Below are 26,116 nucleotides of genomic sequence, written 5' to 3'. Positions count from 1 at the left end.
GGGGCGGGTGGTCAGCGGGGCGGGGCGCCCGTGGCCTCGCGCGCCTCGGCGGCCAGCCGCTTTTCCTCGCGGCGCTGGGCACGGCGGCGCAGGAAGCGGCGGATCCGGGTCCAGAGGAAGATCAGTATGGCCAGCCCGGCGGCCAGCAGGACGGCCGCGATGGTCGCAGCGGCCACGGGGTGGAACATCGCGAAAGTTATGATCGCGGCCACGCCGAGGTCCTCGGCCATGCTCATCGCGACGTTGCTGAGCGGCTCGGGCGAGGTGTTGATCGCCATCCGGGTGCCGGCCTTGACGAAATGGCTGGCCAGCGCGGTGGAGCCACCGACGACGCCGGCGGTGATGTCGGAGAGCGAACCGCTCTGGCCGGCCAGCAGCGCGCCGACGACGCCCCCGGCCACCGGGCGGATCACGGTGTGGACGGAGTCCCAGGCCGTGTCCACGTACGGGATCTTGTCGGCGACCGCCTCGCAGAGGAACAGCACCGCGGCGACGATCAGCACGTCGGTGCGTTGCAGCGACGCGGGGACCTCGTCGGACAGGCCGGTCGCGCCGAAGATGCCGAGCAGGAGGACCACGGCGTACGCGTTGATCCCACTGGCCCAGCCGCTGGTGAAGACCAGGGGGAGCACACTCATTCGATCATCATGCCGCAGAAAGGGTGCGCTGACGGGCACAACGCATAACGGTGAGGGGACGGCCGCACGGCGGCCGTCCCCTCACCCACGATGTCCGGGGCTACTGCCCCTGTTCGTCACGGCGGCGCTGCCACCGTTCCTCGATGCGGGTCATCATCGACCGACGCTGCCGGTTCTGGCCACGGGCCGAACCGCCTGCACTTCCGGAGACGGGCTGTTCGCCAGGCTTGGGTGCCTTGCGCCAACCGGTGACCACGAGGACCGTACAGCCCAGCATGACGAGGAAACCCACCACGCTGATCCACAGTACGTTCGGCACGATCACACCGGTCATGAGGAGCGCGATGCCCACCAGAATGCCTACGACTGCCTGGTAGACCCGTCGCCGGGTGTACGTGCGCAGTCCGCTGCCCTCAAGCGCTGTCGCGAACTTGGGATCTTCGGCGTACAGCGCTCGCTCCATCTGCTCGAGCATTCGCTGCTCGTGCTCCGAGAGCGGCACGGGAGTCCTCCTCATCCGTCGGTCGCGGGGGGGAGCGACCAGGGGTCCCCTTCAGGATAGGCGGGGAATCGCCCCCGTGATACCCGCCCTCTACGCCAGGCTGTTCACACAGCCCTTGAAACCCGTACCGCCGCGGGAGCGGTCCCTGAGGCGTTCATTCCCCAATGGTCCGTCCACCATGCCGGTCACTGCCCCGATCATACGGGGCCGACCGCCGGTTCGGAGGGTGTGTGGCGGACTCCATGCGCGGAAGATCGCAGATCAGGCCCGCTTCTCGCCCAGCACGTGCAGTTGCGTGGCCACGGCGTGGAAGGCGGGCAGCTCCGCGGCGGCCTCCTCCAGACGCAGCAGCGCCTCCACGGCGCCCGGTTCGGTGTCCACCAGGACTCCCGGAACGAGGTCGGCGAAGATCCGCACGCCGTGCACGCCGCCGACCGCCAGCCCGGCCCCGCCGACCAGCTCGGAGAGCTGCTCGGCGGTGAAGCGGCGCGGCACCGGGTCGCCGGATCCCCAGCGGCCGGCCGGGTCGGTGAGGGCGGTACGCGCCTCGGTGAAGTGTCCGGCCAGGGCGCGCGCGAGCACGGCCCCGCCGAGGCCGGCGGCCAGCAGGCTGAGCGTGCCGCCCGCGCGCAGGGCCGCCACCGCGTTGGCCACGCCCTCGGCCGGGTCGTCCACGTACTCCAGAACGCCGTGGCAGAGCACCACGTCGTAGGCGTCGCGCTCGACGACGTCCAACAGGCCCTGGGCGTCGCCCTGCACTCCGCGGACCAGGTCGGCGACGCCGGCCTCGGCCACCCGGCGCTCCAGTCCGAACAGCGCGTTCGGGCTGGGGTCGACCACGGTGACCCGGTGGCCCAGGCGGGCCACCGGCACGGCGAACTTGCCGGTGCCGCCACCGGTGTCCAGCACGTCCAGCACGTCCCGCCCGGTCGCCTTCACCCGGCGGTCGAGCGCCTCCTTGAGGACCTCCCACACCACGGCGGTGCGAAGGGAGGCGCGGGGGCGGGAAGTGTCCGACACGGCTGATGGCTCCTCGGCGCGGTGGGGAAGGGGGGAGCGGTCAGTGCCCCGCCCCGCCCCACCCTATTGCCTTACGCGGCCGGTCAGCTCATCCCGCGTCCGGACGCTCCGGGCGCGGCTGCGGCACGCCCTGCGGCAGCGTCTGCTGCGGTGGCTGGATCGCGAGCATCCGTTCCACCAGGCGCAGGAACATCTCGACGGCACGCACCAGATCGTCCGCGTCCCGCCCGGTCGCCGCGTCCGCTATGCCCGCCTCGGCCCGGGCCCGGCGAGCGGCGCCGGAGGCGAAGAGCGCGCTCCACTCGGTCAGCTCCGGCGCTATCTCCGGCAGCACCTCCCACGCGCTCCGGATCCGCGGCCGGCGCCGCGGGGCGACCGGCTCGGGGCGTCCGCGCGCCGCGAGCACGGCCGCGGCGGTGCGCAGCGCGGCGAGGTGGGCGGTGGCGTACCGCTCGTTGGGCCGGGTCAGCCGGGCGGCCTCGGCCAGGCCGGCGCGGGCCTTGGCGAGCAGGTCGAGGGCGGCCGGGGGCGCTGCCGACCGCCGCAGGACGGGGTGGACAGGGGACGGGGACGGTGTGGCCATGACGAACCTCCTGTCGATGCGTTCCAACCATCGTGACGGGCCCCACTGACAATCGCTCTGACCTGCGGCTTCGCGGTCAATCCCGGGGCAATTGCCCCTCGTTGCGCACTTGCTGCGCCGGAAGGTGGTAGTTTTTGAACTGACCGGTCAGTTCAAAAGAAGGGGGGACGGCGTGGACAGCCCGCACGGCGCGGCCGTCAAAGCCGAGGACTTCGGACTCAGGGGACCGCGCGGCTGGGCCTTCCGGGGGGTCGGCATCGACGCGGCTCCCGGCTCGCTCATCGCGGTCGAAGGCCCTTCCGGCACCGGCCGGACCTGTCTGCTCCTTGCCCTCACCGGACGGATGAAACCCACCGCGGGCCACGCCGAGGTCGGCGGCCACCGGCTGCCGAAGCACATGTCGGCCGTCCGCCGGATCGCCGCCCTCGGCCCGGTCTCCGGGGTCACCGACCTCGACCAGGCCCTGACCGTCGCCGAACAACTGCGCGAGGGCGCCCTGCTCCACCGCCACTACGACGGCCCGGTCCGCGCCCTGCTGCGCCCTCCGGCCGAGCGGCGGGCGGACGCCCGGGCCCGGATCGACGCCGCTCTGGACGCCGCGGGGCTGGACCTCGCCGCGCTGCCCAAGGGGCCGCGCACCTCCGTACGGGACCTGGAACGCCTGGAGTCCGTACGGCTGTCCGTGGCCATCGCCCTGCTGGGCTCGCCGCGGCTGCTGGCCCTGGACGACCTCGACCTGAAGCTCTCGGACGCCGAGCGCACCGAGGCCTGGGTCCTGCTCCGCTCGATCGCGGCCGGCGGGACCACCGTCCTCGCGGTGTGCAGCGAGGCCCCCGACGACGCCGTCGTCGTGCGGACCGGCCCCCAGGAACCGGCCGCGCCGACCGCAGACGCAGCCCCGGCAGCGGACGCGGCCGCCGCCGAGGATGCCGAGACCGACACCGGCACCGAAGCGGACAGCGACCCCGACACCGGCACCGACACCGAGAACGACACCGAAGAAACGAAGGGGGCGGACGATGCGCTCGCCGAAGCTGGCCGCGCTTGAGCTGAAGCGGTTCGGGCGGGGGAAGCTGCCCCGGGCCGCTCTCGTCGCGCTGCTCCTGCTCCCGCTGCTCTACGGAGCCCTGTACCTCTGGTCCTTCTGGGACCCGTACAGCCGCCTCGACAAGGTGCCCGTCGCCCTCGTCAATGCCGACACGGGCACGACCGTCGACGGCAAGCGCCTCGACGCGGGCGACGCGATCACGCAGAAGCTCCACGACAGCAAGACCTTCGACTGGCGCGACGTCAGCGCCGAGGAGGCCGCGAAGGGGCTGGAGAACGGGACGTACTACCTGACGCTCACCATGCCGGCCGACTTCAGCGCGAAGATCGCCTCCAGCTCCGGCGAGGACCCCACCACCGGGGCCCTCCAGGTGCGCACCAACGACGCCAACAACTACATCGTCGGCTCGATCTCGCGCACCGTCTTCTCCGAGGTCCGCTCTGCGGCGTCCACCAACGCCTCCCGCGGGTTCCTGGACAAGATATTCGTCAACTTCTCCGACCTGCACGACAAGACCGCCGAGGCCGCCGACGGCGCCGACAAGCTCAAGGACGGGGCGGGCAAGGCCCAGCAGGGTGCGAAGGAACTCGCCGACGGCCTCGACACGGCCGAGGAGAAGACCGGCGAGCTCAACAGCGGCCTGAAGAAGCTCAACTCGGGCGCGGCCAAGCTGGAGACCGGCTCGAAGGACGTCGCGGACGGCACCCAGACCCTCGCCGACAAGGTCAACGGGGCCGCAGACAAGGCCCGCCCCTTCGTCAAGGACCCCAAGAACCTGGCGGACACCGCCGAACTGGTCGCCGACTCCGCGAAGGTGGTGAACAACCACCTCGACACGTTCGCCGAGAAGGCCCCCGCAGCGGCCGCGGCCGCCAAGAAGGCCTCCGCCGGCGCGGACGCGTACTACACCAAGCACTGCCTCACCCCGGGCCTCGAACCCCACCTGGCCTCCTGCCCCGACCTGAAGAAGATCAAGGACGACGCCGCCGAGGCCGCCGAACTCACCGGGGACGTCAGCACCCTGGTCAAGAACGCGAACGGCGACGTCACCAAGCTCCGCACCCAGCTGACCGACCTGGAGAAGAAGGCCCGCGAACTCGTCGACAAGGCCCCCCAGCTCGCGGGCGACCTCGAAGCGGCCGTCGCCAAGGTCAACGCCCTCAACGCCGGCGCCCACAAGGTCGCCGCCGGCATGGCCCAGCTGCACACCGGCCTCGGCTCCGCCACCACCGGCTCCGGCGCCCTCACCGAGGGCGTCGGCAAGCTCGGCGACGGCGCCCACACCCTCGACGGCGGCATGTACAAGCTGGTCGACGGCAACCGCGACCTCGCCGACGGCCTCCACAAGGGCGCCGGCCAGATCCCCGACTACGACCAGCAGCAGCGCGACGCCCGCACCGAGGTCATGGCCGACCCGGTCCGGCTGGCCAACCAGTCCCTGCACAAGGCGCCCAACTACGGCACCGGCTTCGCCCCGTACTTCATCCCGCTCTCCCTCTGGGTCGGCGCGATGGTCGCCTACATGCTCATCGCCCCGCTCAACCGGCGCGCCCTGGCCGCGGGTGCCTCGCCCTGGCGGATCGCCCTCGCGGGCTGGCTGCCCGTCGTGGGGATCGGCGCCGCACAGGTCGCCCTGCTGATGTCCGTACTCCACTGGGCCCCGGACCTCGGCCTGCAGATGGCCCACCCGGCCCTCACCATCGGCTTCCTGATGCTGGTCACCGGCTGTTTCGCGGCGATCGTCCAGTGGCTCAACGCCAAGTTCGGCGCCGCCGGGCGGATCCTGGTCCTCGCCGTCCTGATGCTCCAGCTCACCTCGGCGGGCGGCACCTACCCCGTACAGACCAGCCCGGACTTCTTCAACGACATCCACCCGTACCTGCCGATGTCGTACGTCGTCGAGAGCCTGCGCCACCTCATCACCGGCGGCGACCTGACCTCCGTCTGGCAGGGCTGCGCGGTCCTGGCGGCCTTCACCGCGGGCGCCCTCGCCCTCACCGCGCTCGCCGCCCGCGGCAAGCAGGTGTGGACCATGGACCGGCTCCACCCGGAACTGAGTCTGTAAGGAGCCGTTGACCTGTGAGAATCAGCGCCATGGAAAGCAGCACCGGGACGGGCACGGCCGCCGGCGGCGGCCGCCGCCAGGCCACCCGCCAGAAGCTCTACGAGGCGGCCGTGACCCTCATCGCCGAGCAGGGGTTCTCCGCGACCACGGTCGAGGAGATCGCCGAGCGCGCGGGCGTCGCGAAGGGCACCGTCTACTACAACTTCGCGAGCAAGAACGACCTCTTCGAGGAGCTGCTGCGGCACGGGGTCGGGCTGCTGACCGCCTCGCTGCGGACGGCGGCGGAGGAGACGGAGGCGCGCGGCGGCAGCCGCGTCGAGGCGCTCGACGCGATGATCCGCGCCGGTCTCGTCTTCATCGACCGGTACCCGGCCTTCACCCAGCTCTACGTCGCCGAGCTGTGGCGGACCAACCGGGCGTGGCAGTCCACGCTGATGGTCGTCCGGCAGGAGGCGGTGGCCGTGGTGGAGACGGTGCTGCGGGAGGGCGTCGAGCGGGGGGAGCTGAGCGCCGAGATCGACGTGCCGCTGACCGCCGCCGCGATGGTCGGGATGGTGCTGGTGGCGGCCCTGGACTGGCAGTCCTTCCAGAGCGAGCGGTCCCTCGACGACGTGCACTCGGCGCTGTCGCTGCTGCTGCGGGGCCGCGTCAGCGGGAACCGCTGAAGCAGGGCCGCCCGACCCCCAGTCGGCGGTGCCGCAGGGGCTGTGCAGCCCGTACAACTGGTGGGGCCTGCCGCGCCGACTGAGTATCCGTACCTAGGCACGGAAATGAGTACGTGCGCGGATGGGCCCCCACCTGCGTGGACGCCAGACTGGGGGCAACGGACAGGAGACCCGGTCCGCACCGCCGACACGGGGCTGCGGAGCGGACCGGGTACCTCCTCCGTGACGCGGTACGCGGCGCGGCGGGGCTCGGGGGGATCGAGCCTCGCCGCGTTCGCGCGTCCGCGGATGCCGGCCGCCTCCGGCGGGGTCGGCCGCCGCTCCGGTGCCTCTGCCGCGCCGTTGCCGGGGCTCGGCCCCGGATCCTGCGGCTCAAGCGCCGGCGGGGCTGAAAGGTCGGGGCTCGGCCCCGGACCCCGCGCCACCGGCGCCGGCGGGGCTGAAGATCGGAGCTCGGCCCCGGACCCCGCGCCTCACATGCCGGCGGCTTGAAAGATCGGGTTCCCTCCCGGACCCTGCGCCTCAGTCATCGGCGGGGCCAGGTAGTGCCCCCGCGGGAGGAACGTGCGTGCGCCGAGCAGGCGGCATCAGCCGAAATCCAGCCCCGCCGGCGTTTGAGGCGCGGGGTGCGGGGCGGAGCCCCGGATCTTTGAGACGCGCCGGCGATCGAGGCGCGGGTTCGGGCCGCGCCCGCACGTGCGGAGCCGTCCGTACCGAGGGGCGGGGGGGAAGGGGCCGCGAGGACCGCCCCACCCCGCCCGCTCAGCCTCGGCCTCGCAGCGGCAGGCGCAGCCGCAGCCGCAGGGTCTGCACGCGGGTGGCGACCGACGAGGTCAGGGCCGACCAGCGCCGGGTCAGGGCCCAGGACAGGCGGGCTGCCGAGCGCGGCAGGAGCAGGGCACGGAGACGGGCGCGCCGGCCGACGCCGGCCAGCAGGCCCGCACGGACCAGCAGGACGTCGTCCGCCAGCCCCGGGTACGAGACCTCCGCGCCCGGCGGCGCGTACAGGGCCCGTTCCAGCGCACCCGCGACCCGGTGCACCGCACCCGCGGCCTGCGGCTCCAGACGGCCGAGCTCCACGAGCCGAGCCGCAGCCCGCCGTGGCGACAGGGCATCGTCCGGGACCACGTCCACGTCCCACGCCGCGTCACCCAGCTCCCGCCAGGCCGCCGCCACCTCCCCGGTCCCCAGCCGTCGGGCCCGCAGCCGGCTCCGCCACAGCAGCGGAAGCAGCGGCAGGCCCAACAGCGCAGCCACACCCGCCGTCCAGCCGAGTACCGCCGTCACCGACGGCCCGCCCCCACCGGACGCGTTCTGCTGCGGCGCGGCCGCCCCGCACTCGCCGAGCTTCTTCGCCTCCGGCGGGCAGTCGTCCGACTTCGACGGCGCGGCCGACGGCTGCACCGCACTCTGCGACGGCAGCGGCGCCGGCGCGGACGGCTGGGCCGTCGGCACCTGCGGCCGGGAGTAGTCCGGCACCGTGATGCCCGACCGGGGGGTCGGCTCGAACCGCGTCCACCCCACCCCCTCGAAGTACAGCTCCGGCCAGGCGTGCGCGTCCCGCATCGACACGTTGATGCTGCCGTCCGACTGCGCGTCACCCGGGGTGAAGCCCACCGCCACCCGCGCCGGGATGCCCAGCGACCGGGACATGGCCGCCATCGAGAAGGCGAAGTGGATGCAGAAGCCCTCCTTGTCGGCCAGGAAGCGGGCGACCGCCTGCGGGCCCGTGCCCGAGGCCGTCTTCGTGTTGTAGCGGAAACCACCGTTCACGGCGAAGAAGTCCTGGAGCTTCACCGCCCGCGTGTAGTCGTCCTTCGCGCCCTGCGTCACCGAGCGGGCCGTGTCGCCGACCACCGGCGGCAGATTGTCCGGCAGCTTCGTGTACTCGGCCCTGATGGCCGGGTCCGGCGCCGGAGCCTTCTGCAACTGCTGCGCCGTCGGCTTCAGCAGCAGGCTGTGGACCGTGTACATCGCGCCCTGGACGTTCTGGAACCTGTCCTTGCCCAGCTGGTCCCCGACCAGGGTCCGGCCGGCCGGCTCGAACCGCCACTTCCCGCCGATTTCTACTGAGGTCGCCGGGTAAGGCATGGGCAGGTAGCGCTGGGTGTAGGTGTCCGCCGCCGAGACGCTGGTGCGCACCTCGGTCGCGGACTGGAGCACCGGGCCGCCGAGCCCGGGCGGACTGGGCATCCGCTCCGGCACATCGGTCAGGGCCCGCCCGGAGGCCTCCCACTTGACCCCGTTGAACTCGTCCAGGGCCAGGATCCGCAGGTACTGGTCGCCCCGCTGCGGGTTGTCCGTGCGGTACTTCAGCACCACCCGGTTGTCCTGCGCGTTCAGGTTGCTCTGCAGGGAGACCAGCGGGTTCACCGCGGAGATCGTCCCGCCCGCCCCGCTGCCGGACCCCTCGCCCTCGCCCCCCGGACCCAGCAGCCCGCCGCCCAGCGCGGGCAGCGCCGCCGGCACGACCAGCGCCAGGCCCAGGGCCACCGCGCCGATCCGCCGGCCGGTCCGCACCGGGGCCGTCACCTGGCCCACCGGACCCAGGCCGGAGGTGGACGAGGCCCCCTCGCGGGGGCCCCCGCCGAAGACCCGGCCCCACTGGGCGAGCCGGTCCCGGCCCTCGGCCAGCAGCATCATCAGGTACCCGCAGCCCGCCAGCAGGAAGGAGATCCAGGAGGCGTCCCCGCCGCCCGACAGGCCCGCGGCCACCGAGTACAGCGCGAGCAGCGGCAGTCCCGCCGCGGCGGCCGTCCGCGCGGTCACCGCCAGCAGGTCCACCAGCAGCCCGATGAGGAGCACCCCGGTCACCAGCAACAGCCGGATGCCGTCCGTCAGCGGGGCCGGGATCGCGAACGTGCTCACGTCCTGCACGCCCTGCCGGAACAGCGCGCCGAAGTCCGTGACCAGGTACGCCATCGGCCCGGTCCCGGTGGAGCCGCCCTTGCCGCCGAAGAGGATGACGAGCAGCAGCAGGGACACCAGCAGCTGCGCCGCCACGGTGAGTGCCCGCGCCAGCGGCACCCGCCGGGCCCCTGCCCCCACGGCGCACTGCACGCCCAGCAGCAGTGCCGCCTGGGGCAGCCAGGTGGTCGATTCGACCAGCGGGACCAGCGACCAGGAGGTGAGCAGCGTCGCCAGTGCCGCGAACAGCGTGATTCTCGCGCGTCCGCTCATGCCCGGCCTCCGGAGGTTCCCGTGGTGAAAGCGGTGGTCCCGGCGTGCCGCCACAGCTCGGCGAAGGCCACGCCGGGCGGGGCGGCCAGCGCCGTCCAGCCCGCGTCGCGCAGCCTGCGCAGCCGGTCCTCCAGCGGGGGCACGGCCTGCCCCGGCGCGGGCAGCCCGCCCCAGGTCGCGCTGTCCAGGACGAAGGCCACCGCACCCGAGGTGCGCTGGCGCATCTTGGCCGCCAGTTCTGTCTGTACGTCGTCCAGGTCGCCGAAGAAGGCGACGAGGAGCCCGTCACCGCCGGCCGCGCCGAAACCGCCGCCCCCGCCGCCGCGCACCGCGTCGTAGGCCCGGGAGAGCCCGGCGCCGTCCGAGTGCCCGACCACCGCGAGGGTGTCCATCATCAGCCCGGCGGCCTCCGCGGACTCGTGCCTGCCGGAGGAGAAGCCACCGCCGCCCTCGCCGGGCACCGCGTCGCCGGTGTCGGTGAGCAGCCGGACCGAGAAGCCCTGCTCCAGGAGGTGCACCAGGGTCGAGGCGGCCCCGGAGACGGCCCACTCGAAGGCGGAGTCGGGACCGGCGCCGTCGAAGGCGACCTGCCGGGTGTCCAGCAGGACGGTGGCCCGGCTGCGCTGCGGCTGCTCCTCGCGGCGGACCATCAGCTCGCCGTAGCGGGCCGTGGAGCGCCAGTGCACCCGGCGCAGGTCGTCACCGCGCCGGTAGGTGCGCGGGATGACGTCGTCGTCGCCGGCCAGGGCCAGTGAACGGCGGCTGCCGTCGCCGTAGCCGGAGGACTCGCCGGTGAGGTGCACCGGCGGCAGCGGCTCGGTGCGCGGTATGACGGTGAGGGTGTCGTAGGTGCTGAAGGAGCGGGTCAGCTCGACCAGTCCGAAGGGGTCGGTCAGTCGCAGCTGGAGCGGGCCCAGCGGGTAGCGGCCGCGCAGGTCGGAGCGGACCCGGTAGGACACCTCGCGGCGGCCGCCGGGCTCGACCCGGTCCAGGACGAAGCGCGGGCGCGGGCCGAGGACGTACGGCACGCGGTCCTGGAGCATCAGGAGACCGGTGGGCAGCCGGGAGACGTTGTCCATGCGCAGCTGCACCCGCGCCTCGGCGCCCGCGGGCACCCGACCCGGGGTCAGCCGACGGCTCCCGGAGACCCGGTGGCGGGTGCGGTGCAGGGCGTAGACGCAGATCAGTGGCAGTACGGCGAGCAGCAGGCCGACCCGGAGCAGTTCGCCCTGTCCCAGGACGTACGCGCACACGGCGGCGGCGATCCCGGCGGCCAGGAAGGAGCGGCCGCGGGTGGTCAGGCCGGACAGCGACGTGCGCAGTCCGCCGCCGGCGCCGCGCGGGGCACCGGCGCTCATCAGAAGCCCCGGATGCCCGCGCCGGGCGGCATCTCGCCGCGGGCGTGTGCGGCCGGGACCGGGGTGCGCTGCAGGATCTCGCCGACGACCTGTTCGGCGGTGCGCCGGTTCAGCTGGGCCTGGGCGGTGGGCAGCAGCCGGTGCGCGAGGACCGGCCCGGCCAGTGCCTGGACGTCGTCGGGCAGCACGTAGTCCCGGCCGGCGAGCGCGGCGGAGGCCTTCACGGCGCGCAGCAGGTGCAGGGTGGCCCGGGGCGAGGCGCCCAGGCGCAGGTCCGGGTGGCTGCGGGTGGCGGAGACCAGGTCGACGACGTAGCGCCGGACCGGGTCTGCCACATACACCTCGCGGACGGCCTCGATGAGCTTGACGATCTCGTGGGCGTGCGCGACGGACGTCAGGTCGTCCAGCGGGGAGAGCCCGCCGTGCACGTCGAGCATCTGGAGCTCGGCCTCGGGGCTGGGGTAGCCGACGGAGACCCGGGCCATGAAGCGGTCGCGCTGGGCCTCGGGCAGTGGGTAGGTGCCCTCCATCTCCACCGGGTTCTGGGTGGCGACGACCATGAAGGGGCTCGGCAGCGCGTACGTCGTGCCGTCGATGGTGACCTGGCGCTCCTCCATCGACTCCAGCAGCGCCGACTGCGTCTTCGGCGAGGCGCGGTTGATCTCGTCGCCGATGACGATCTGCGCGAAGATCGCGCCCGGCTTGAACTCGAACTCGCGGCGCTGCTGGTCGTAGATGCTGACGCCCGTGATGTCGGAGGGCAGCAGGTCCGGCGTGAACTGGATGCGCTGCACCGAACAGTCGATGGACTTCGCCAGTGTCTTGGCGAGCATGGTCTTGCCGACGCCGGGGACGTCCTCGATCAGCAGGTGCCCCTCGGCGAGCAGCACGGTCAGCGCGAGGCGTACGACCTCGGGCTTGCCCTCGATCACGCTCTCGACCGACTGGCGCACCCGCTCCGCCGTGCTGGTCAGATCCGCGAGGCTCGCTCGGTCGTCATACGTCGTCACCTGGTTCTCCTCGGCCCAATTCCAGGGCCGACGCCCTTGGCGCATGACCGGCCCACCCCGAAACACGGACACCGGACCCGGAGGGTTCCCGGGCGGTGCCTCCCCGCATTGTTGACGGCGTCAAGGCCTTGTGTCACTCAAGAGCTGGGATCGATCTCCCGCAGGAGGCCGGTGTGCACATCGAAGACGAAGCCTCGCACATCGTCCCGGTGGGGCAGGAAGGGGTTGGTCCGGACCCGCTGCATGGACTGCCGGACGTCCTGATCCACGTCCCGGAAGGCCTCCACGGCCCAGGCGGGGCGCTGGCCGACCTCGTCCTCCAGCTCGTGCCGGAAGTCCTCCGTCAGGGATTCGAGACCGCAGCCGGTGTGGTGGATGAGTATCACCGCACGGGTGCCCAGCGCCCGCTGGCTGATGGTGAGCGAGCGGATGGTGTCGTCGGTGACCACGCCGCCCGCGTTGCGGATGGTGTGGCAGTCGCCGAGTTCGAGGCCGAGGGCCTTGTGGAGGTCGAGGCGGGCGTCCATACAGGCCACGACGGCCACGTGGAGGACGGGCCGGGCGTCCATGCCGGGATCGGTGAATTCCGCGGCGTACCGACGGTTCGCCGCGACCAGCCGGTCGGTGACAGAGCCGTCGCCGGCTTCCAGGGGGGCGGAGTCGGCGGGCAGGGATGCGGAAGTCGTCATGAGTACGACGTTAGTGCTCACCGCTCGCAAAGGCAGCGAGTGAGGGTGGACAAAGAAGGTCAACGCGTCATGTTGTGAGCTAACCCACAGGGGTGGGGAGGGCGCGGCCGACCGGGTGATTCGCGGCTTTTGCCGGTTCGGTGGGAGAGACGTGCACGGCGCGCGAGGCGGTTCGTTGACCCCGGCGACCGTTGCACTAAAGTGGCGCGAACCGGCCGGAGCCCGGCCCTGACCGGCCGCCCGGCCCCTTGGTAACACTCCGCGTGCGCGGCGCGGCGTATGCCTGCCGCGCCGTTATCTGAGAGGGCGCTTTGACTAGCGAGTCCCGACATGTCCCGGTGATGCTCCAGCGGTGCCTGGACCTGTTGGCCCCGGCGCTGGAGAGGCCCGGGGCGGTCGTCGTCGACTGCACCCTCGGCCTCGGCGGCCACAGCGAGGCCCTGCTGACCCGGTTCCCCGAGGTCCACCTGATCGGCCTCGACCGCGACAAGGAGGCCCTGCGGCTCTCCGGCGAGCGCCTCGCGCCCTTCGGTGACCGGGCCACCCTCGTCCACGCGATCTACGCCGACCTCGCCGAGGTCCTCGACGGGCTGCGGATCCCGGCCGTCCAGGGCATCCTCTTCGACCTCGGCGTCTCCTCCATGCAGCTGGACGAGGCCGACCGCGGGTTCGCGTACGCGCAGGACGCGCCGCTGGACATGCGGATGGACCAGACGACGGGCATCAGCGCCGCCGAGGTGCTCAACACCTACGCGCCGGGCGAGCTCGTCCGCATCCTGCGCCAGTACGGCGAGGAGAAGCAGGCCAAGCGGATCGTGTCCGCGATCGTCCGGGAGCGGGAGAAGGAGCCCTTCACCAACAGTTCCCGGCTGGTCGAACTGATCCGCGACGCCCTGCCGCAGGCCGCCAAGCGGACCGGCGGCAACCCCGCGAAGCGGACCTTCCAGGCGCTGCGGATCGAGGTCAACGGCGAGCTGTCGGGGCTGGAGAAGGCCATTCCGGCGGCGGTGGACCGGATCGCGGTCGGCGGCCGGATCGCGGTGCTCTCGTACCACTCGCTGGAGGACCGCCTCGTGAAGCAGGTCTTCGCGGCGGGCGCTGCCTCCACCGCTCCGCCCGGGCTGCCGGTGGTCCCGGAGAAGTACCAGCCGAAGCTGAAGCTGCTGACGCGCGGCGCGGAGCTGCCCACCGAGGAGGAGATCGCCGAGAACCGGCGGGCCGCCCCGGCGAGGTTCCGCGGGGTCGAACGCATCCGGGAGGCGCGACTGTGACCAAGGCCGGGAAGGTCGCCACGCTGACCCGCGGGCACGCGGCCCGCCTCGGCCGGGCGCTCGGCGGCCGGACGGCCCGCCCGGCCCGGCCCGCCCGTCCTGGTTCCGGTTCCGGTGGGCAGGCGGCGCGGATGCCGTTCGTCCTGCTGGTCGTGGCGCTGCTCGGCGGCGGCCTGATCAGCCTGCTGCTGCTGAACTCGGCACTGAACGAGGGCTCCTTCCAGCTGAGCAGGCTGAAGAAGGAGACCACCGCGCTCACGGACGAGGAGCAGGCGCTGCAGCGTGACGTGGACGGGTACTCGGCCCCTGACGCGCTGCAGCGGCGGGCGCAGGAGCTGGGGCTGGTCCCCGGTGGCAGCCCGGTCTTCATCGGCCCGGACGGCAAGGTGACCGGCACCGCGGTGGTGGCGGAGCCGCCGCTTTCGCCGTCCCCGGCGGCGGCGTCGTCGGCCCCGGCCCAGTCGGCCCAGCCCGTTCCCAGCGGCGGTAGCCCGCAGCCCAGCCAGACCCCTGGAAGGTGACGTCGTGAAGCGGACCCCTGCGGGGCTTTCCCCCACCCCGCCCCTTCCCGAAACCGGGGGCTGCGCCCCCAGCTCCCCCTCGCGGGGCTCCGCCCCGGACCCGGCGGGGGCTCCGCCCCCGGACCGCCGCGCCTCAAACGCCGGCGGGGCCGGGTTGCGCCCCGCCGGGCCGGCATCGCCCTGCGGGCACCCAGCCGCGCCAGGCGGACGGCATCAGCCGAATCCGGCCCCGCCGGCGTTCGGGGCGCGGGGTCTGGGGCGGACCCCCAGGTGGCCGGGCGCGGCCCTGGTCGAGGCGGGGGCGGCATGAGCCCGCAGGAGCCGCGGCGGCGGGTGCCCGGGCCCGGGCGGCCGAGGCCCGGGGAGCGCGACCGGGCCCGGGCCACGGCCCGCCCGGCGACCCGGCGGCCCGCGGCACAGCGCAGGCCCCACACCATCCGGCTCGGCAGCCCCCGTCCCCGGCTGCGCCTCGTCAGCGTCGGCCTGACCCTCGTCATGCTCGCGTTCGTCGTCCGGCTGCTCCAGGTGCAGGCCGTCGACGCCTCCGCCTTCTCCGCCGAGGCCTCCAAGAACCGCTACACCAGCGTCAGGCTGGCTGCCGAACGCGGGGAGATCACCGACCGCAAGGGCGTGGCCCTGGCCACCAGCGTCGACGCGTACGACATCACCGCCGACCCGAAGATGTTCACCCCGCAGGAGAGCAAGGCCCCGGACGCCCCCGAGCAGGCCGCGGCCCTCCTCGCGCCCATCCTCGGCAAGGACACCAAGGAGCTCACCGAGCGGCTGAAGACCAAGAACACCCGGTACGTCGTGCTCGCCCGCCGCCAGACGCCCCAGGTCTGGAACCAGATCAGGGACCTACAGCGGGTCTTCGCGGAGAAGGCGGCGGCCGACAAGAAGAACAACGGCCCCGGCGCCAACGTCCTCGCCGGCGTGTTCAACGAGGACAGCAGCAAGCGCGTGTACCCGGGCGGTGACCTGGCCGCCGGGATACTGGGCTACGTGAACGCCGAGGGCAAGGGCGCCGGCGGTTTGGAGTCCTCCCTCGACAAGAAGCTGTCCGGCAAGGACGGCGAGGTCACCTACGCCCAGTCCGGCGGCCGGCGGGTCCCCACCGCGGGGTCCAGCGAGAAGCCCGCCGTGCCCGGCGAGGACATCGAGCTGACCATCGACCGCGACATCCAGTGGGCGGCGCAGAGCGCCATCACCGAGCAGGTCCAGAAGTCCGAGGCCGACCGCGGCTACGTCATCGTCCAGGACACCCGCACCGGCGAGGTGCTGGCCATGGCCAACGCCCCCGGCTTCGACCCCAACGACCTGACCCGGGCCCGCTCCGCCGCCATGGGCAACGCCGCACTCCAGGACGTGTACGAGCCCGGCTCCACCGCCAAGGTGATGTCGATGGCCGCCGTGCTGGAGGAGAAGAAGGCCGCCCCCGACACCCACGTCGAGGTCCCCAACCGGCTGCACCGCGGCGACCGGCTGTTCAAGGACGACATCGACCACCCGACCTGGTACCTGACCCTCAACGGGGTCCTCGCCAAGTCCTCCAACATCGGCACCATCCTGGCCACCGGCCAGCTCGGGCCCACCCAACCCGAGGCCAACAAGGTCCTGCACTCCTACCTGACGAAGTTCGGCATCGGACAGCCCACCGGCCTGAACTACCCGGGCGAGTCCCGCGGCATCCTCGCCAGGCCCGAGGCCTGGTCCACCTCGCAGCAGTACACGATCCCTTTCGGCCAGGGCCTGTCCCTCAACGCCATGCAGGCGGCCTCCGTGTACTCGACGATCGCCAACGGCGGCGTCCGCGTCGAACCGACCCTGGTCCGCGGCAGCAAGGGCCCCGACGGCCGCTTCACCCCGGCCCCGGCACCCGACCGCAGGCGCGTGGTCAGCCAGGAAACCGCCAAGACCCTCGCCGAGATGCTGGAGTCCGTGGTCGACGACCAGGAGGGCACCGGCACCAAGGCCCGCATCCCCGGCTACCGGGTCGGCGGCAAGACCGGCACCTCCAACCGAGTGGATCCGGCCACCGGCCGCTACAAGGGCTACACCGCCTCCTTCGCCGGGTTCGCGCCCGCCGACGACCCGCGCATCACCGTCTACTGCGCCATCCAGAACCCCACGAAGGGCAGCTACTTCGGCGGCCAGATCTGCGGGCCGATCTACAAGAAGGTCATGGAGTTCGCGCTGAAGACCCTCCAGATCGCCCCCACCGGCACCGCCCCCGCCGGGCTCCCGGTGACCTACGAACCCGGCCCCCAGGCCGCCCAGCAGGCCGCGCCGCAGCCGAGTACGCAGTCGAGTTCGCAGCCCAGTCCGCAGCCCGGTCAGTGATCCACCGCCCGGCCGGCCCGCCAGAAACGCGTGAGGCACCATCAGTGACAACGATCACCCCGAAACCCGGGAACCAGTCGGCCACCGGCGCCGAGGCCGGGCCCTCACTTCGCGGGGGGCCCGCCGCGCCCGGTACGCTCACCGCCGTGCCTCACGCTGATCAGCCCAGAACCACCCAGAAAGACGCCCCGGCAGCGCCGCCGGGAGCGCCCCGGCCCGTGTCCGCCCGCCCGACCCCCCTGGGCGAGCTGGCCACCCTGCTGGGCGTCCCGGCGCCAGCCGCGGCGCAGATCACCGGCATCACGCACGACTCCCGTGCGGTCCGCCCCGGAGACCTGTACGCCGCCCTGCCGGGAGCCAGGACGCACGGCGCCGACTTCGCCGCCCAGGCGGCCGGCCTCGGCGCCGCCGCCGTGCTGACCGACCCCGCCGGGTCGGAGCGCGCCGCCGCCACCGGCCTGCCCGTCCTCACCGTCGCCGACCCGCGCGGCCGGATGGGCGAACTCGCCGCCACGATCTACGGCCGCCCCGGCGAGCAACTGCTCCAGATCGGCATCACCGGCACCTCCGGCAAGACCACCACGGCGTACCTCGTCGAAGGCGGACTGCGCGCGGCGGGCCGCAGCACCGGCCTCGTCGGCACCGTCGAGATGCGCATCGGCGACGAGCGCATCAAGTCCGAGCGGACCACCCCCGAGGCGACCGACCTCCAAGCCCTCTTCGCGGTCATGCGCGAGCGCGGGGTCGAGGCCGTCGCCATGGAGGTCTCCAGCCACGCCCTGGTGCTCGGCCGCGTCGACGGCTGCGTCTTCGACGTCGCCGTCTTCAACAACCTGAGCCCGGAGCACATGGAGTTCCACACGGGCATGGAGGACTACTTCCAGGCGAAGGCGGGGCTCTTCACCGAACGCCGGGCCCGCCTGGGCGTGGTCAACCTCGACGACGAGTACGGCCGGCGCCTGGCCGAGGAGGCGACGGTCCCGGTCGTCTCCTTCTCGGCCGCGGGCGACCCGGCCGCCGACTGGCGCGCCGAGGACGTCGTGTTCGGACCGGCGAGCTCCACCCTGACCCTGGTCGGCCCCGAGGGACAGCGCGTACGGGCGACCGCGCCGCTGCCCGGCCCGTTCAACGTCGCCAACACCGTCGCCGCGATCGTCACCCTCGCCGCCGCCGGCCTCGACCCGCAGACCGCCGCCGACGGCGTCGCCGCGGTCCCCGGGGTCCCCGGCCGGCTGGAGCGGGTCGACGCGGGACAGCCGTACCTGGCCGTCGTCGACTACGCGCACAAGACGGACGCCGTCGAATCCGTCCTGCGCGCCCTGCGCGAGGTCACCGAGGGCAAGCTGCACATCGTGCTCGGCTGCGGCGGCGACCGCGACATCACCAAGCGCGCCCCGATGGGCGCCGCGGCCGCCCGCTTCGCCGACGTGGCCGTCCTGACCTCCGACAACCCGCGCTCCGAGGACCCCCTCGCGATCCTCGCCGCGATGTTCGAAGGCGCGGTGTCCGTGCCGCCCGCCGAGCGGGGCACCGTCCTCGTCGACGCCGACCGGGCCGCTGCCATCGCCGCCGCCCTCGCGCGCGCCCGGCCCGGCGACACCGTGCTGGTTGCCGGCAAGGGCCACGAGCAGGGCCAGGACACCGCGGGCGTCGTACGCCCCTTCGACGACCGCGAGGTACTCCGCGCGGCCATCGAGACACAGCAGCGCAATGCCCGACAGGCCGAGGTGAACCAGTGATCGCCCTCTCCCTCGCCGAGATCGCCGACATCACCGGCGGGCGGCCCCACGACATACCGGATCCGTCCGTGCGGATCAGCGGTCCCGTCGTGATCGACTCCCGCCAGGTGGAGGCCGGCAGCCTCTTCGCCGCCTTCGACGGCGAGCACGTCGACGGCCACGACTACGCCGGGCGCGCGGTCGAGGCGGGTGCCGCGGCCGTCCTCGCGGCCCGTCCGGTCGGCGTACCCGCCATCGTCGTCCCCGATGTGGAGAAGGCGCTCGGCGCCCTCGCGCGGGCCGTCGTCGAGCGGCTCGGCACCGACGTGGTGGCCCTGACCGGCTCCGCCGGCAAGACCTCCACCAAGGACCTCATCGCGCAGGTGCTCCAGGCCCACGCTCCCACCGTGTGGACCCCGGGCTCCCTCAACAACGAGATCGGCCTGCCGCTCACCGCGCTGAAGGCCACCGCCGAAACCCGGCACCTGGTACTGGAGATGGGGGCCCGGGGGATCGGCCACATCGCGTACCTCACAGGCCTGACCCCGCCGCGCATCGGGCTCGTCCTCAACGTCGGGACCGCCCACATCGGCGAGTTCGGCGGCCGTGAGCAGATCGCCCAGGCCAAGGGGGAATTGGTCGAGGCACTGCCGGCGGAGAACGAGGGCGGAGTCGCGGTCCTCAACGCCGACGACCCGCTGGTGCGCGCCATGTCGGCCCGTACGAAGGCCCGTACGGTCCTCTTCGGCGAGGCCGACGACGCCGACGTCCGGGCCACCGACGTACGGATGACCCCCGGGGGAATGCCCGCCTTCACACTCCACACACCGACCGGGTGCAGTGATGTGACCTTGCGCCTGTACGGTGAGCACCACGTGTCGAACGCGCTCGCCGCGGCCGCCGTGGCCCATGTACTGGGCATGTCCACCTCGGAGATCGCCACCGCGCTCTCCGGAGCGGGCACCTTGTCCCGGTGGCGGATGGAGGTCACCGAGCGGGCCGACGGCGTGACGATCGTCAACGACGCCTACAACGCGAATCCCGAGTCCATGCGGGCCGCTCTGCGCGCGCTAGCCGCGATGGGCGGCGCCGCCAGGGCGAACGGGGGGCGCACGTGGGCGGTGCTCGGCCCCATGGCCGAACTCGGTGACGCATCACTGGCCGAGCACGACGCGGTGGGACGGCTTGCCGTCCGGCTCAACGTGAGCAAGCTCGTGGCAGTCGGGGGCCGGGAAGCGTCCTGGCTGCAACTGGGCGCATATAACGAGGGTTCGTGGGGTGAGGAGTCGGTGGTCGTGTCCGACGCGCAGGCGGCGGTGGACCTGTTGCGCAGTGAACTGCGCCCGGGGGACGTCGTGCTGGTGAAGGCTTCCAGGTCTATCGGCCTGGAGCGGGTCGCGCTGGCGCTCCTCGAGCGCGAGGGCGAGGTCGCCGACCGATGAGGCAGATCCTGTTCGCCGGTGTCATCGGCATGTTCCTGACCGTGGTCGGGACGCCGCTGCTGATCAAGCTGCTGGCCCGCAAGGGATACGGCCAGTTCATCCGTGACGACGGCCCCCGCGGCCACGCCGGGAAGAAGGGCACGCCCACCATGGGCGGCATCTCCTTCATCCTGGCCACGCTCATCGCGTACGCGCTGACGAAGGTGATCACCTCCAGCGAGCCCACGTTCTCGGGTCTGCTCGTCCTCTTCCTGATGGCGGGCATGGGTCTGGTCGGCTACCTGGACGACTACATCAAGATCGTCAAGCGGCGCTCGCTGGGTCTGCGGGCGAAGGCCAAGATGGCCGGCCAGCTGATCGTCGGCATCGCCTTCGCGGTGCTCGCGCTCCAGTTCTCCGACTCGCGCGGGCTGACCCCGGCCTCCACCAGGCTGTCGTTCGTCACGGACTTCGGCTGGTCGATCGGCCCGGTGCTGTTCGTCGTCTGGGCGCTGTTCATGATCCTGGCGATGTCCAACGGCGTGAACCTGACCGACGGTCTGGACGGCCTGGCCACCGGCGCCGCGGTGATGGTCTTCGGCGCCTACACCTTCATCGGCGTGTGGCAGTACCAGGAGTCCTGCGTGAACGCCCAGGACCTGACCAACCCGGGCGCCTGCTTCGAGGTGCGCGACCCGCTGGACCTCGCGGTCGTCGCCTCCGCCCTGATGGGCGCCTGCTTCGGCTTCCTGTGGTGGAACACCTCGCCCGCCAAGATCTTCATGGGTGACACCGGTTCGCTGGCGCTGGGCGGCGCACTCGCCGGTCTCGCCATCTGCTCCCGCACGGAGTTCCTGATCGCCCTGCTCGGCGGCCTCTTCGTCCTCATCACCATGTCGGTCGTCATCCAGGTCGGCTCCTTCAAGATGACCGGCAAGCGCGTCTTCCGGATGGCCCCGCTCCAGCACCACTTCGAACTCAAGGGGTGGTCCGAAGTCCTCGTGGTGGTCCGCTTCTGGATCATCCAGGGCATGTGCGTGATCGTGGGCCTCGGTCTCTTCTACGCGGGATGGGCAGCCGACAAGTGAGTACGCGGGACTGGCAGGGCAAGCGCGTCACCGTCGCGGGTCTGGGCGTGAGCGGGATTCCCGCGGCGCGCGTCCTGCACGGCCTGGGTGCGGTCGTCACGGTCGTCAACGACGGCGACGACGACCGGGCGCGGGCGCAGGCGGCGCAGTTGGAGGCGGAGGGGATCACCGTCCGCCTGGGCGACGGGGCCACCCTGCCGGAGGGCACCGAGCTGATCGTCACGGCGCCCGGCTGGAAGCCCGACAAGCCGCTCTTCGCGGCCGCCGCGGCGGCCGGTGTCGAGGTCTGGGGCGACGTCGAACTGGCGTGGCGCCTGCGCGGACCCGACGCGGCGCCCTGGCTCGCGGTCACCGGCACCAACGGCAAGACCACCACCGTGCAGATGCTCGCCTCGATCCTCAAGGCGGCCGGGCTGCGCACGGCCGCCGTCGGGAACATCGGGGTCTCGCTGCTGGACGTGGTGCTCGGCGAGGAGACGTACGACGTCCTGGCCGTCGAACTCTCCAGCTACCAGCTGCACTGGGCGCCCTCGCTGCGCGCCCACTCGGCGGCCGTGCTCAACCTGGCCCCGGACCACCTCGACTGGCACGGCTCCATGGAGGCGTACGCCGCCGACAAGGGCCGCATCTACGAGGGCAACACCGTGGCCTGCGTCTACAACGTCGCCGACCCGGCCACGGAGAAGCTGGTCGAGAACGCCGACGTCGAAGAGGGCTGCCGGGCGATCGGCTTCACCCTCGGCGCCCCCGGCCCCTCCATGCTCGGCGTCGTGGACGGCATCCTCGTCGACCGCGCCTTCGTGGAGAACCGGCAGAAGAACGCCCAGGAGCTCGCGCACGTCGACGACGTCAACCCGCCCGCCCCGCACAACATCGCCAACGCGCTCGCCGCGGCGGCCCTGGCCCGCGCCTTCGGCGTCGAGCCGCGCGCGGTCCGCGACGGGCTGCGCGACTTCCGCCCGGACGCCCACCGGGTCGCGTACGTGGACGAGGTCGGCGAGGTCACGTACATCGACGACTCCAAGGCCACCAACACGCACGCGGCCGAGGCCTCCCTTGCCGCCTTCGAGCCGGTCGTCTGGATCGCCGGCGGTCTCGCAAAGGGCGCCACCTTCGACGAGCTCGTACAGAAAGCCGCGGAGCGGCTGCGCGGTGTGGTGCTGATCGGCGCCGACCGGGCGCTGATCGCCGACGCGCTGGCGCGACACGCCCCCGAGGTCCCGGTCGTCGACCTCGACCGGAACGACACTGGGGCGATGCTCGCAGCGGTCCGGGAAGCGGCCCGGCTCGCCGAGCCCGGCGACACGGTCCTGCTGGCACCCGCCTGCGCCTCGATGGACATGTTCGCGAACTACAACAAGCGTGGGGACGCGTTCGCCGACGCGGTACGCGAACTGGCCGCCGAGAGCGCCTAGGCAGGGCTCCTGGAACGGGTCTCTCCGGCCGGCTGCTCGCCTCGTACGAGTGGAGGGGAAGATCACAGATGCCGGCCAAGCAGATGCTGCCGGGACGGCGGCCGTCCGCCGTCAAGGCGCAGGGCCGCAAGCGCCCCGGGGTGAGTGTGCGGCGGCCCGGCGGGCGCGGGCCGCTGGCCGGGCTGCGGCGTACGCAGCAGCAGTTGCGCAGGGCCTGGGACCGCCCGCTCACGGCGTATTACCTGATCTTCGGCAGTTCGTTGCTCATCACCGTGCTCGGCCTGGTGATGGTCTACTCGGCCTCCATGATCAAGGCGCTCCAGCTCGGCCTGGGTGACGCGTACTTCTTCAAGAAGCAGTTCCTGGCTGCCCTGATCGGCACCGGACTGCTGCTGATCGCCTCCCGGATGCCGGTCAAACTGCACCGGGCGCTGTCCTATCCGGTGCTCGCCGGCACGCTGTTCCTGATGGTCCTGGTCCAGGTCCCCGGGATAGGGGTCTCGATCAACGGCAACCAGAATTGGATTTCCCTTGGCGGTCCGTTCATGTTGCAGCCCAGCGAGTTCGGCAAACTGGCCCTGATCCTGTGGGGCGCCGACCTGTTGGCGCGCAAGGGCGACAAGGGGCTGCTCAGCCAGTGGAAGCACCTGCTGGTGCCGCTGGTGCCGGTGGCCTTCCTGCTGCTCGGGCTCATCATGCTGGGCGGGGACATGGGCACCGCGATGATCCTCGGTGCCGTCCTGTTCGGCCTGCTCTGGCTGGCGGGCGCCCCTACCCGGCTGTTCGTCGGGGTGCTGGCCTTCGCTGGTGTGATCGTCGCACTGCTCATCAAGACGAGCCCGCACCGGATGGACCGGCTGGAGTGCCTCGGCGCGACGGATCCGGGCAGGAACGACCTCTGCTGGCAGGCGGTCCACGGAATCTACGCACTCGCCTCAGGCGGATGGTTCGGTTCCGGTTTGGGTGCCAGTGTGGAAAAATGGGGGCAACTACCCGAAGCCCACACGGACTTCATCTTCGCCATCACCGGGGAGGAACTGGGTCTGGCGGGGACGCTGTCGGTGCTCGCCCTGTTCGCGGCTCTAGGCTATGCGGGTATCCGCGTGGCCGGACGCACGGAGGACTCCTTCGTACGGTTTGCCGCGGGAGGCGTGACCACCTGGATCACGGCCCAGGCCGTGATCAACATCGGTGCGGTGCTCGGCCTGCTGCCGATCGCCGGGGTCCCGCTCCCGCTGTTCTCCTACGGAGGGTCGGCCCTGCTGCCGACCATGTTCGCTGTCGGACTGCTCATCGCCTTCGCGCGGGAGGAGCCGGCGGCGCGCGCGGCCCTCGCGATGCGGCAGCCGAAGACCGGCTGGATGCGGACCGGGGTGAGATGGAAGTCGATGAGACGGCGCGTCAAGAAGCGTCCGTCCGGAGAGCGGTGAATTTCGGTGCATGTCGTACTCGCCGGTGGGGGGACCGCCGGCCACATCGAGCCGGCGCTCGCCCTCGCGGACGCCCTGCGCAGGCAGGACCCTTCAGTGGGCATCACCGCCCTCGGCACCGAGCGCGGACTTGAGACCCGCCTCGTGCCGGAACGCGGTTACGAGCTGGGTCTGATCCCCGCCGTACCGCTGCCCCGCAAGCCCACTCCGGAGCTGATCACCGTCCCCGGGCGGCTGCGCGGCACGATCAAGGCCGCCGAGGAGATCCTCCTGCGCACCAAGGCCGACTGCGTCGTCGGCTTCGGCGGTTACGTGGCCCTGCCCGGCTACCTCGCGGCCAAGCGGCTCGGGGTGCCGATCATCGTCCACGAGGCCAACGCCCGGCCGGGACTGGCCAACAAGATCGGCTCCCGGTACGCGCACGCCGTCGCGGTCTCCACCCCCGACAGCAAGCTGCGCGGCGCCCGCTACGTGGGCATCCCGCTGCGCCGCTCCATCTCCACCCTCGACCGGGCCGCGGTCCGCCCGGAGGCGCGCGCCGCATTCGGGCTGGACCCCAACCTGCCGACACTGCTGGTCTCCGGCGGCTCGCAGGGCGCCCGCCGCCTCAACGAGACCATCCAGCAGGTCGCTCCGACCCTCCAGCGCTCCGGGATCCAGATCCTGCACGCCGTCGGGCCGAAGAACGAACTGCCGCGTGTCGACAACATGCCCGGGATGCCGCCGTATGTGCCGGTACCGTACGTGGACCGGATGGATCTCGCGTACGCCGCCGCCGACATGATGCTGTGCCGCGCGGGCGCCATGACCGTCGCCGAACTGTCCGCCGTCGGGCTGCCCGCCGCCTACGTCCCGCTGCCGATCGGCAACGGCGAACAGCGGCTCAACGCCCAGCCGGTGGTCAAGGCCGGCGGCGGCCTGCTCGTGGACGACGCGGAACTGACGCCCGAGTGGGTGCTCAGCCAGGTCCTCCCGGTGCTGTCCGACCCGCACCGCCTGTACGAGATGTCCCGCGCCGCCGGTGAGTTCGGCCGCCGGGACGCCGACGAGCTGCTGGTCGGCATGGTGTACGAGGCGATCGCGGCCCACCGGGCCCGCTGAGGCGGGCACGCACAGACGCAGGAGGCACAGGAGTGGCCGGAGCGACGACCGCACAGCGTGGGAACGAGGGCTCCGGCCGGTCCGCCGGCAAGGGCGGCGGCTCTCCCAAGCCGCCCGAAGCGCCGAAGTCGTCGAGGGGATCCAGCCCTCAGGGCCCCGGCAGGCGCCTGCGCCGGGGTCCTGTGCTCGCCTGCCTGGCCGCCGCGGCAGTCCTCATCGCGGGCGGAACCTGGGCGCTCTACGGCTCCTCCTGGCTCCGCGTCGAAAAGGTCACCGCGACCGGCACGGAGGTGCTCACCCCGGACCAGGTGCTGGCCGCGGCGGCCGTTCCGGTCGGCGCCCCCCTGGTGAGCGTCGACACCGACGAGATCGAGGACCGCGTCCGCGGCCGCCTGCCCCGCATCGATTCGGTCGATGTGGTGCGGGCCTGGCCGCACGGGATCGGGCTGAAAGTGACGGAACGCAAACCCGTCCTGCTCATCAAAAAGGACGCCAACTTCGTAGAAGTGGACGCTTCGGGTGTGCGATTCGACACGGTTCCGAAAGCACCCGTGGGCGTTCCGGTCCTCGAATTGAACGCGAAGCAGTCCCCGAGCGCCCGCCGCTTCGACGAGGAACGGCTGCTGCACGAGGCCGTACTCGTCGCCGGCTCCCTCCCGGAGCCGGTCGCGAAGGAGACCCTGCAGGTCAAGGTGGGTTCGTACGATTCGGTGGTGCTGGAGCTGACCCGGGGCCGGACCGTGGCGTGGGGGAGCGGCGAACACAGCGACGCGAAGGGGCGGGCGCTGACCGCTTTGCTGAAAGCCGCGCCGAAGGCCGGTCACTTCGACGTGAGCGTCCCCACCGCCCCTGCGGCGTCCGGGAGTTGACGCCCGGTCCAACAGCGGAGCACCCTGGTTGGCCAGCGATACGGGTGATCACATAGGGTGAAAAGAAAAACGGGAGGTTCGGCGTGTTCGTTGAACACGCGCTACTTGTCGACTTAGTGTCCTGTTCGGAAGAGTCCAAGGAACAGACATACCCCTAACCCTAAACTTCAGGGTGAGGGTTCGG

The 26,116-nt window shown here is 72.4% G+C and carries 21 protein-coding genes; 13 read left to right on the top strand and 8 right to left on the bottom strand.

All coding sequences use genetic code 11. The annotated features are described in order from the left end of the window. Positions 1-11: 11 nt before the first annotated feature. The 4 genes from AB0D48_RS03680 to AB0D48_RS03665 all read right to left on the bottom strand — a co-directional run bounded on the left by AB0D48_RS03680 (position 12) and on the right by AB0D48_RS03665 (position 2,743). Entirely contained in the window at positions 12-638 is a 627-nt protein-coding gene (locus AB0D48_RS03680; protein WP_362390342.1) for a DUF4126 domain-containing protein, read from the bottom strand. 100 nt (positions 639-738) lie between these two features. Then, positions 739-1,140, bottom strand: a complete 402-nt coding sequence (locus AB0D48_RS03675) for a DUF3040 domain-containing protein (RefSeq protein WP_362390341.1) — start codon at positions 1,138-1,140, stop codon at positions 739-741. Between the two features lie 261 nt (positions 1,141-1,401). Continuing rightward, a complete protein-coding gene (locus AB0D48_RS03670; protein ID WP_362390339.1) occupies positions 1,402-2,160 on the bottom strand; it encodes a methyltransferase in 759 nt (252 codons plus the stop codon). Positions 2,161-2,248: 88 nt separating this feature from the next. Then, positions 2,249-2,743, bottom strand: coding sequence for an SAV_6107 family HEPN domain-containing protein (locus AB0D48_RS03665; protein ID WP_362390337.1), 495 nt, complete (start codon positions 2,741-2,743; stop codon positions 2,249-2,251). A 172-nt stretch (positions 2,744-2,915) separates the two neighbouring features. Here AB0D48_RS03665 and AB0D48_RS03660 point away from each other — a divergent pair, with 172 nt between their 5' ends. The 3 genes from AB0D48_RS03660 to AB0D48_RS03650 are packed head-to-tail and all read left to right on the top strand — an operon-like array spanning position 2,916 to position 6,521. Beyond that, a complete protein-coding gene (locus AB0D48_RS03660; RefSeq protein ID WP_362390334.1) occupies positions 2,916-3,791 on the top strand; it encodes an ATP-binding cassette domain-containing protein in 876 nt (291 codons plus the stop codon). Next, positions 3,763-5,856: a YhgE/Pip domain-containing protein gene (locus AB0D48_RS03655; protein ID WP_362390332.1), complete on the top strand. Its 2,094-nt coding sequence runs from the start codon at positions 3,763-3,765 to the stop codon at positions 5,854-5,856. Before AB0D48_RS03660 ends, AB0D48_RS03655 begins: the two co-directional genes overlap by 29 nt. Before the next feature lie 29 nt (positions 5,857-5,885). Beyond that, positions 5,886-6,521, top strand: coding sequence for a TetR/AcrR family transcriptional regulator (locus tag AB0D48_RS03650; protein ID WP_362390330.1), 636 nt, complete (start codon positions 5,886-5,888; stop codon positions 6,519-6,521). 762 nt (positions 6,522-7,283) lie between these two features. On the opposite strand, the gene AB0D48_RS03645 is transcribed toward AB0D48_RS03650, so the two are convergent. The 4 genes from AB0D48_RS03645 to AB0D48_RS03630 form a co-directional block, all read right to left on the bottom strand. Beyond that, entirely contained in the window at positions 7,284-9,701 is a 2,418-nt protein-coding gene (locus tag AB0D48_RS03645; RefSeq protein WP_362390328.1) for a transglutaminaseTgpA domain-containing protein, read from the bottom strand. After that, the gene (locus AB0D48_RS03640) at positions 9,698-11,059 is read right to left on the bottom strand and encodes a DUF58 domain-containing protein (RefSeq protein ID WP_362390326.1); all 1,362 of its coding nucleotides are present in this window, start codon (positions 11,057-11,059) and stop codon (positions 9,698-9,700) included. The genes AB0D48_RS03645 and AB0D48_RS03640 overlap by 4 nt, the downstream gene beginning before the upstream one ends. Then, on the bottom strand, positions 11,059-12,069 hold the full coding sequence (locus AB0D48_RS03635) for a MoxR family ATPase (RefSeq protein WP_362390324.1): 1,011 nt from the start codon (positions 12,067-12,069) through the stop codon (positions 11,059-11,061). The genes AB0D48_RS03640 and AB0D48_RS03635 overlap by 1 nt, the downstream gene beginning before the upstream one ends. A 137-nt stretch (positions 12,070-12,206) precedes the next feature. Then, on the bottom strand, positions 12,207-12,758 hold the full coding sequence (locus tag AB0D48_RS03630; RefSeq protein WP_362390322.1) for a carbonic anhydrase: 552 nt from the start codon (positions 12,756-12,758) through the stop codon (positions 12,207-12,209). 311 nt (positions 12,759-13,069) lie between these two features. Between AB0D48_RS03630 and rsmH the strand changes: the two genes are divergently transcribed. The 10 genes from rsmH to AB0D48_RS03580 all read left to right on the top strand — a co-directional run bounded on the left by rsmH (position 13,070) and on the right by AB0D48_RS03580 (position 25,932). Beyond that, complete coding sequence (gene rsmH, locus AB0D48_RS03625) at positions 13,070-14,029, top strand: 16S rRNA (cytosine(1402)-N(4))-methyltransferase RsmH (RefSeq protein WP_362390320.1); 960 nt, start codon at positions 13,070-13,072, stop codon at positions 14,027-14,029. After that, positions 14,026-14,550: a hypothetical protein gene (locus AB0D48_RS03620; RefSeq protein ID WP_362390318.1), complete on the top strand. Its 525-nt coding sequence runs from the start codon at positions 14,026-14,028 to the stop codon at positions 14,548-14,550. Before rsmH ends, AB0D48_RS03620 begins: the two co-directional genes overlap by 4 nt. Before the next feature lie 306 nt (positions 14,551-14,856). After that, on the top strand, positions 14,857-16,890 hold the full coding sequence (locus tag AB0D48_RS03615; RefSeq protein WP_362390316.1) for a penicillin-binding protein 2: 2,034 nt from the start codon (positions 14,857-14,859) through the stop codon (positions 16,888-16,890). 44 nt (positions 16,891-16,934) lie between these two features. Continuing rightward, entirely contained in the window at positions 16,935-18,629 is a 1,695-nt protein-coding gene (locus AB0D48_RS03610; RefSeq protein ID WP_362390314.1) for a UDP-N-acetylmuramoyl-L-alanyl-D-glutamate--2,6-diaminopimelate ligase, read from the top strand. Then, a complete protein-coding gene (gene murF / locus AB0D48_RS03605) occupies positions 18,626-20,050 on the top strand; it encodes a UDP-N-acetylmuramoyl-tripeptide--D-alanyl-D-alanine ligase (protein ID WP_362390312.1) in 1,425 nt (474 codons plus the stop codon). Before AB0D48_RS03610 ends, murF begins: the two co-directional genes overlap by 4 nt. Continuing rightward, positions 20,047-21,117 (top strand): phospho-N-acetylmuramoyl-pentapeptide-transferase, encoded by a 1,071-nt coding sequence (mraY, locus tag AB0D48_RS03600; RefSeq protein ID WP_362390310.1) that lies wholly within the window; start codon positions 20,047-20,049, stop codon positions 21,115-21,117. The genes murF and mraY overlap by 4 nt, the downstream gene beginning before the upstream one ends. Continuing rightward, positions 21,099-22,532 (top strand): UDP-N-acetylmuramoyl-L-alanine--D-glutamate ligase, encoded by a 1,434-nt coding sequence (gene murD / locus AB0D48_RS03595; RefSeq protein ID WP_362390308.1) that lies wholly within the window; start codon positions 21,099-21,101, stop codon positions 22,530-22,532. The genes mraY and murD overlap by 19 nt, the downstream gene beginning before the upstream one ends. A gap of 68 nt (positions 22,533-22,600) precedes the next feature. Continuing rightward, positions 22,601-23,962 carry a putative lipid II flippase FtsW gene (gene ftsW, locus AB0D48_RS03590; RefSeq protein WP_362390305.1) on the top strand — a complete coding sequence of 454 codons (1,362 nt, stop codon included), beginning with the start codon at positions 22,601-22,603 and terminating at the stop codon, positions 23,960-23,962. A 6-nt stretch (positions 23,963-23,968) separates the two neighbouring features. Further along, positions 23,969-25,063 (top strand): undecaprenyldiphospho-muramoylpentapeptide beta-N-acetylglucosaminyltransferase, encoded by a 1,095-nt coding sequence (gene murG, locus AB0D48_RS03585; protein WP_362390303.1) that lies wholly within the window; start codon positions 23,969-23,971, stop codon positions 25,061-25,063. A 167-nt stretch (positions 25,064-25,230) separates the two neighbouring features. Then, positions 25,231-25,932 carry an FtsQ-type POTRA domain-containing protein gene (locus AB0D48_RS03580; RefSeq protein ID WP_362390484.1) on the top strand — a complete coding sequence of 234 codons (702 nt, stop codon included), beginning with the start codon at positions 25,231-25,233 and terminating at the stop codon, positions 25,930-25,932. Positions 25,933-26,116 lie beyond the last annotated feature (184 nt).

It is taken from the genome of Streptomyces sp. NPDC048269 (genome assembly GCF_040652395.1).
Taxonomy (GTDB): Bacteria; Actinomycetota; Actinomycetes; order Streptomycetales; family Streptomycetaceae; genus Streptomyces.
Note: the sequence above shows the minus strand (reverse complement) of the source record. Positions and strands in the feature narration are given on the sequence as shown.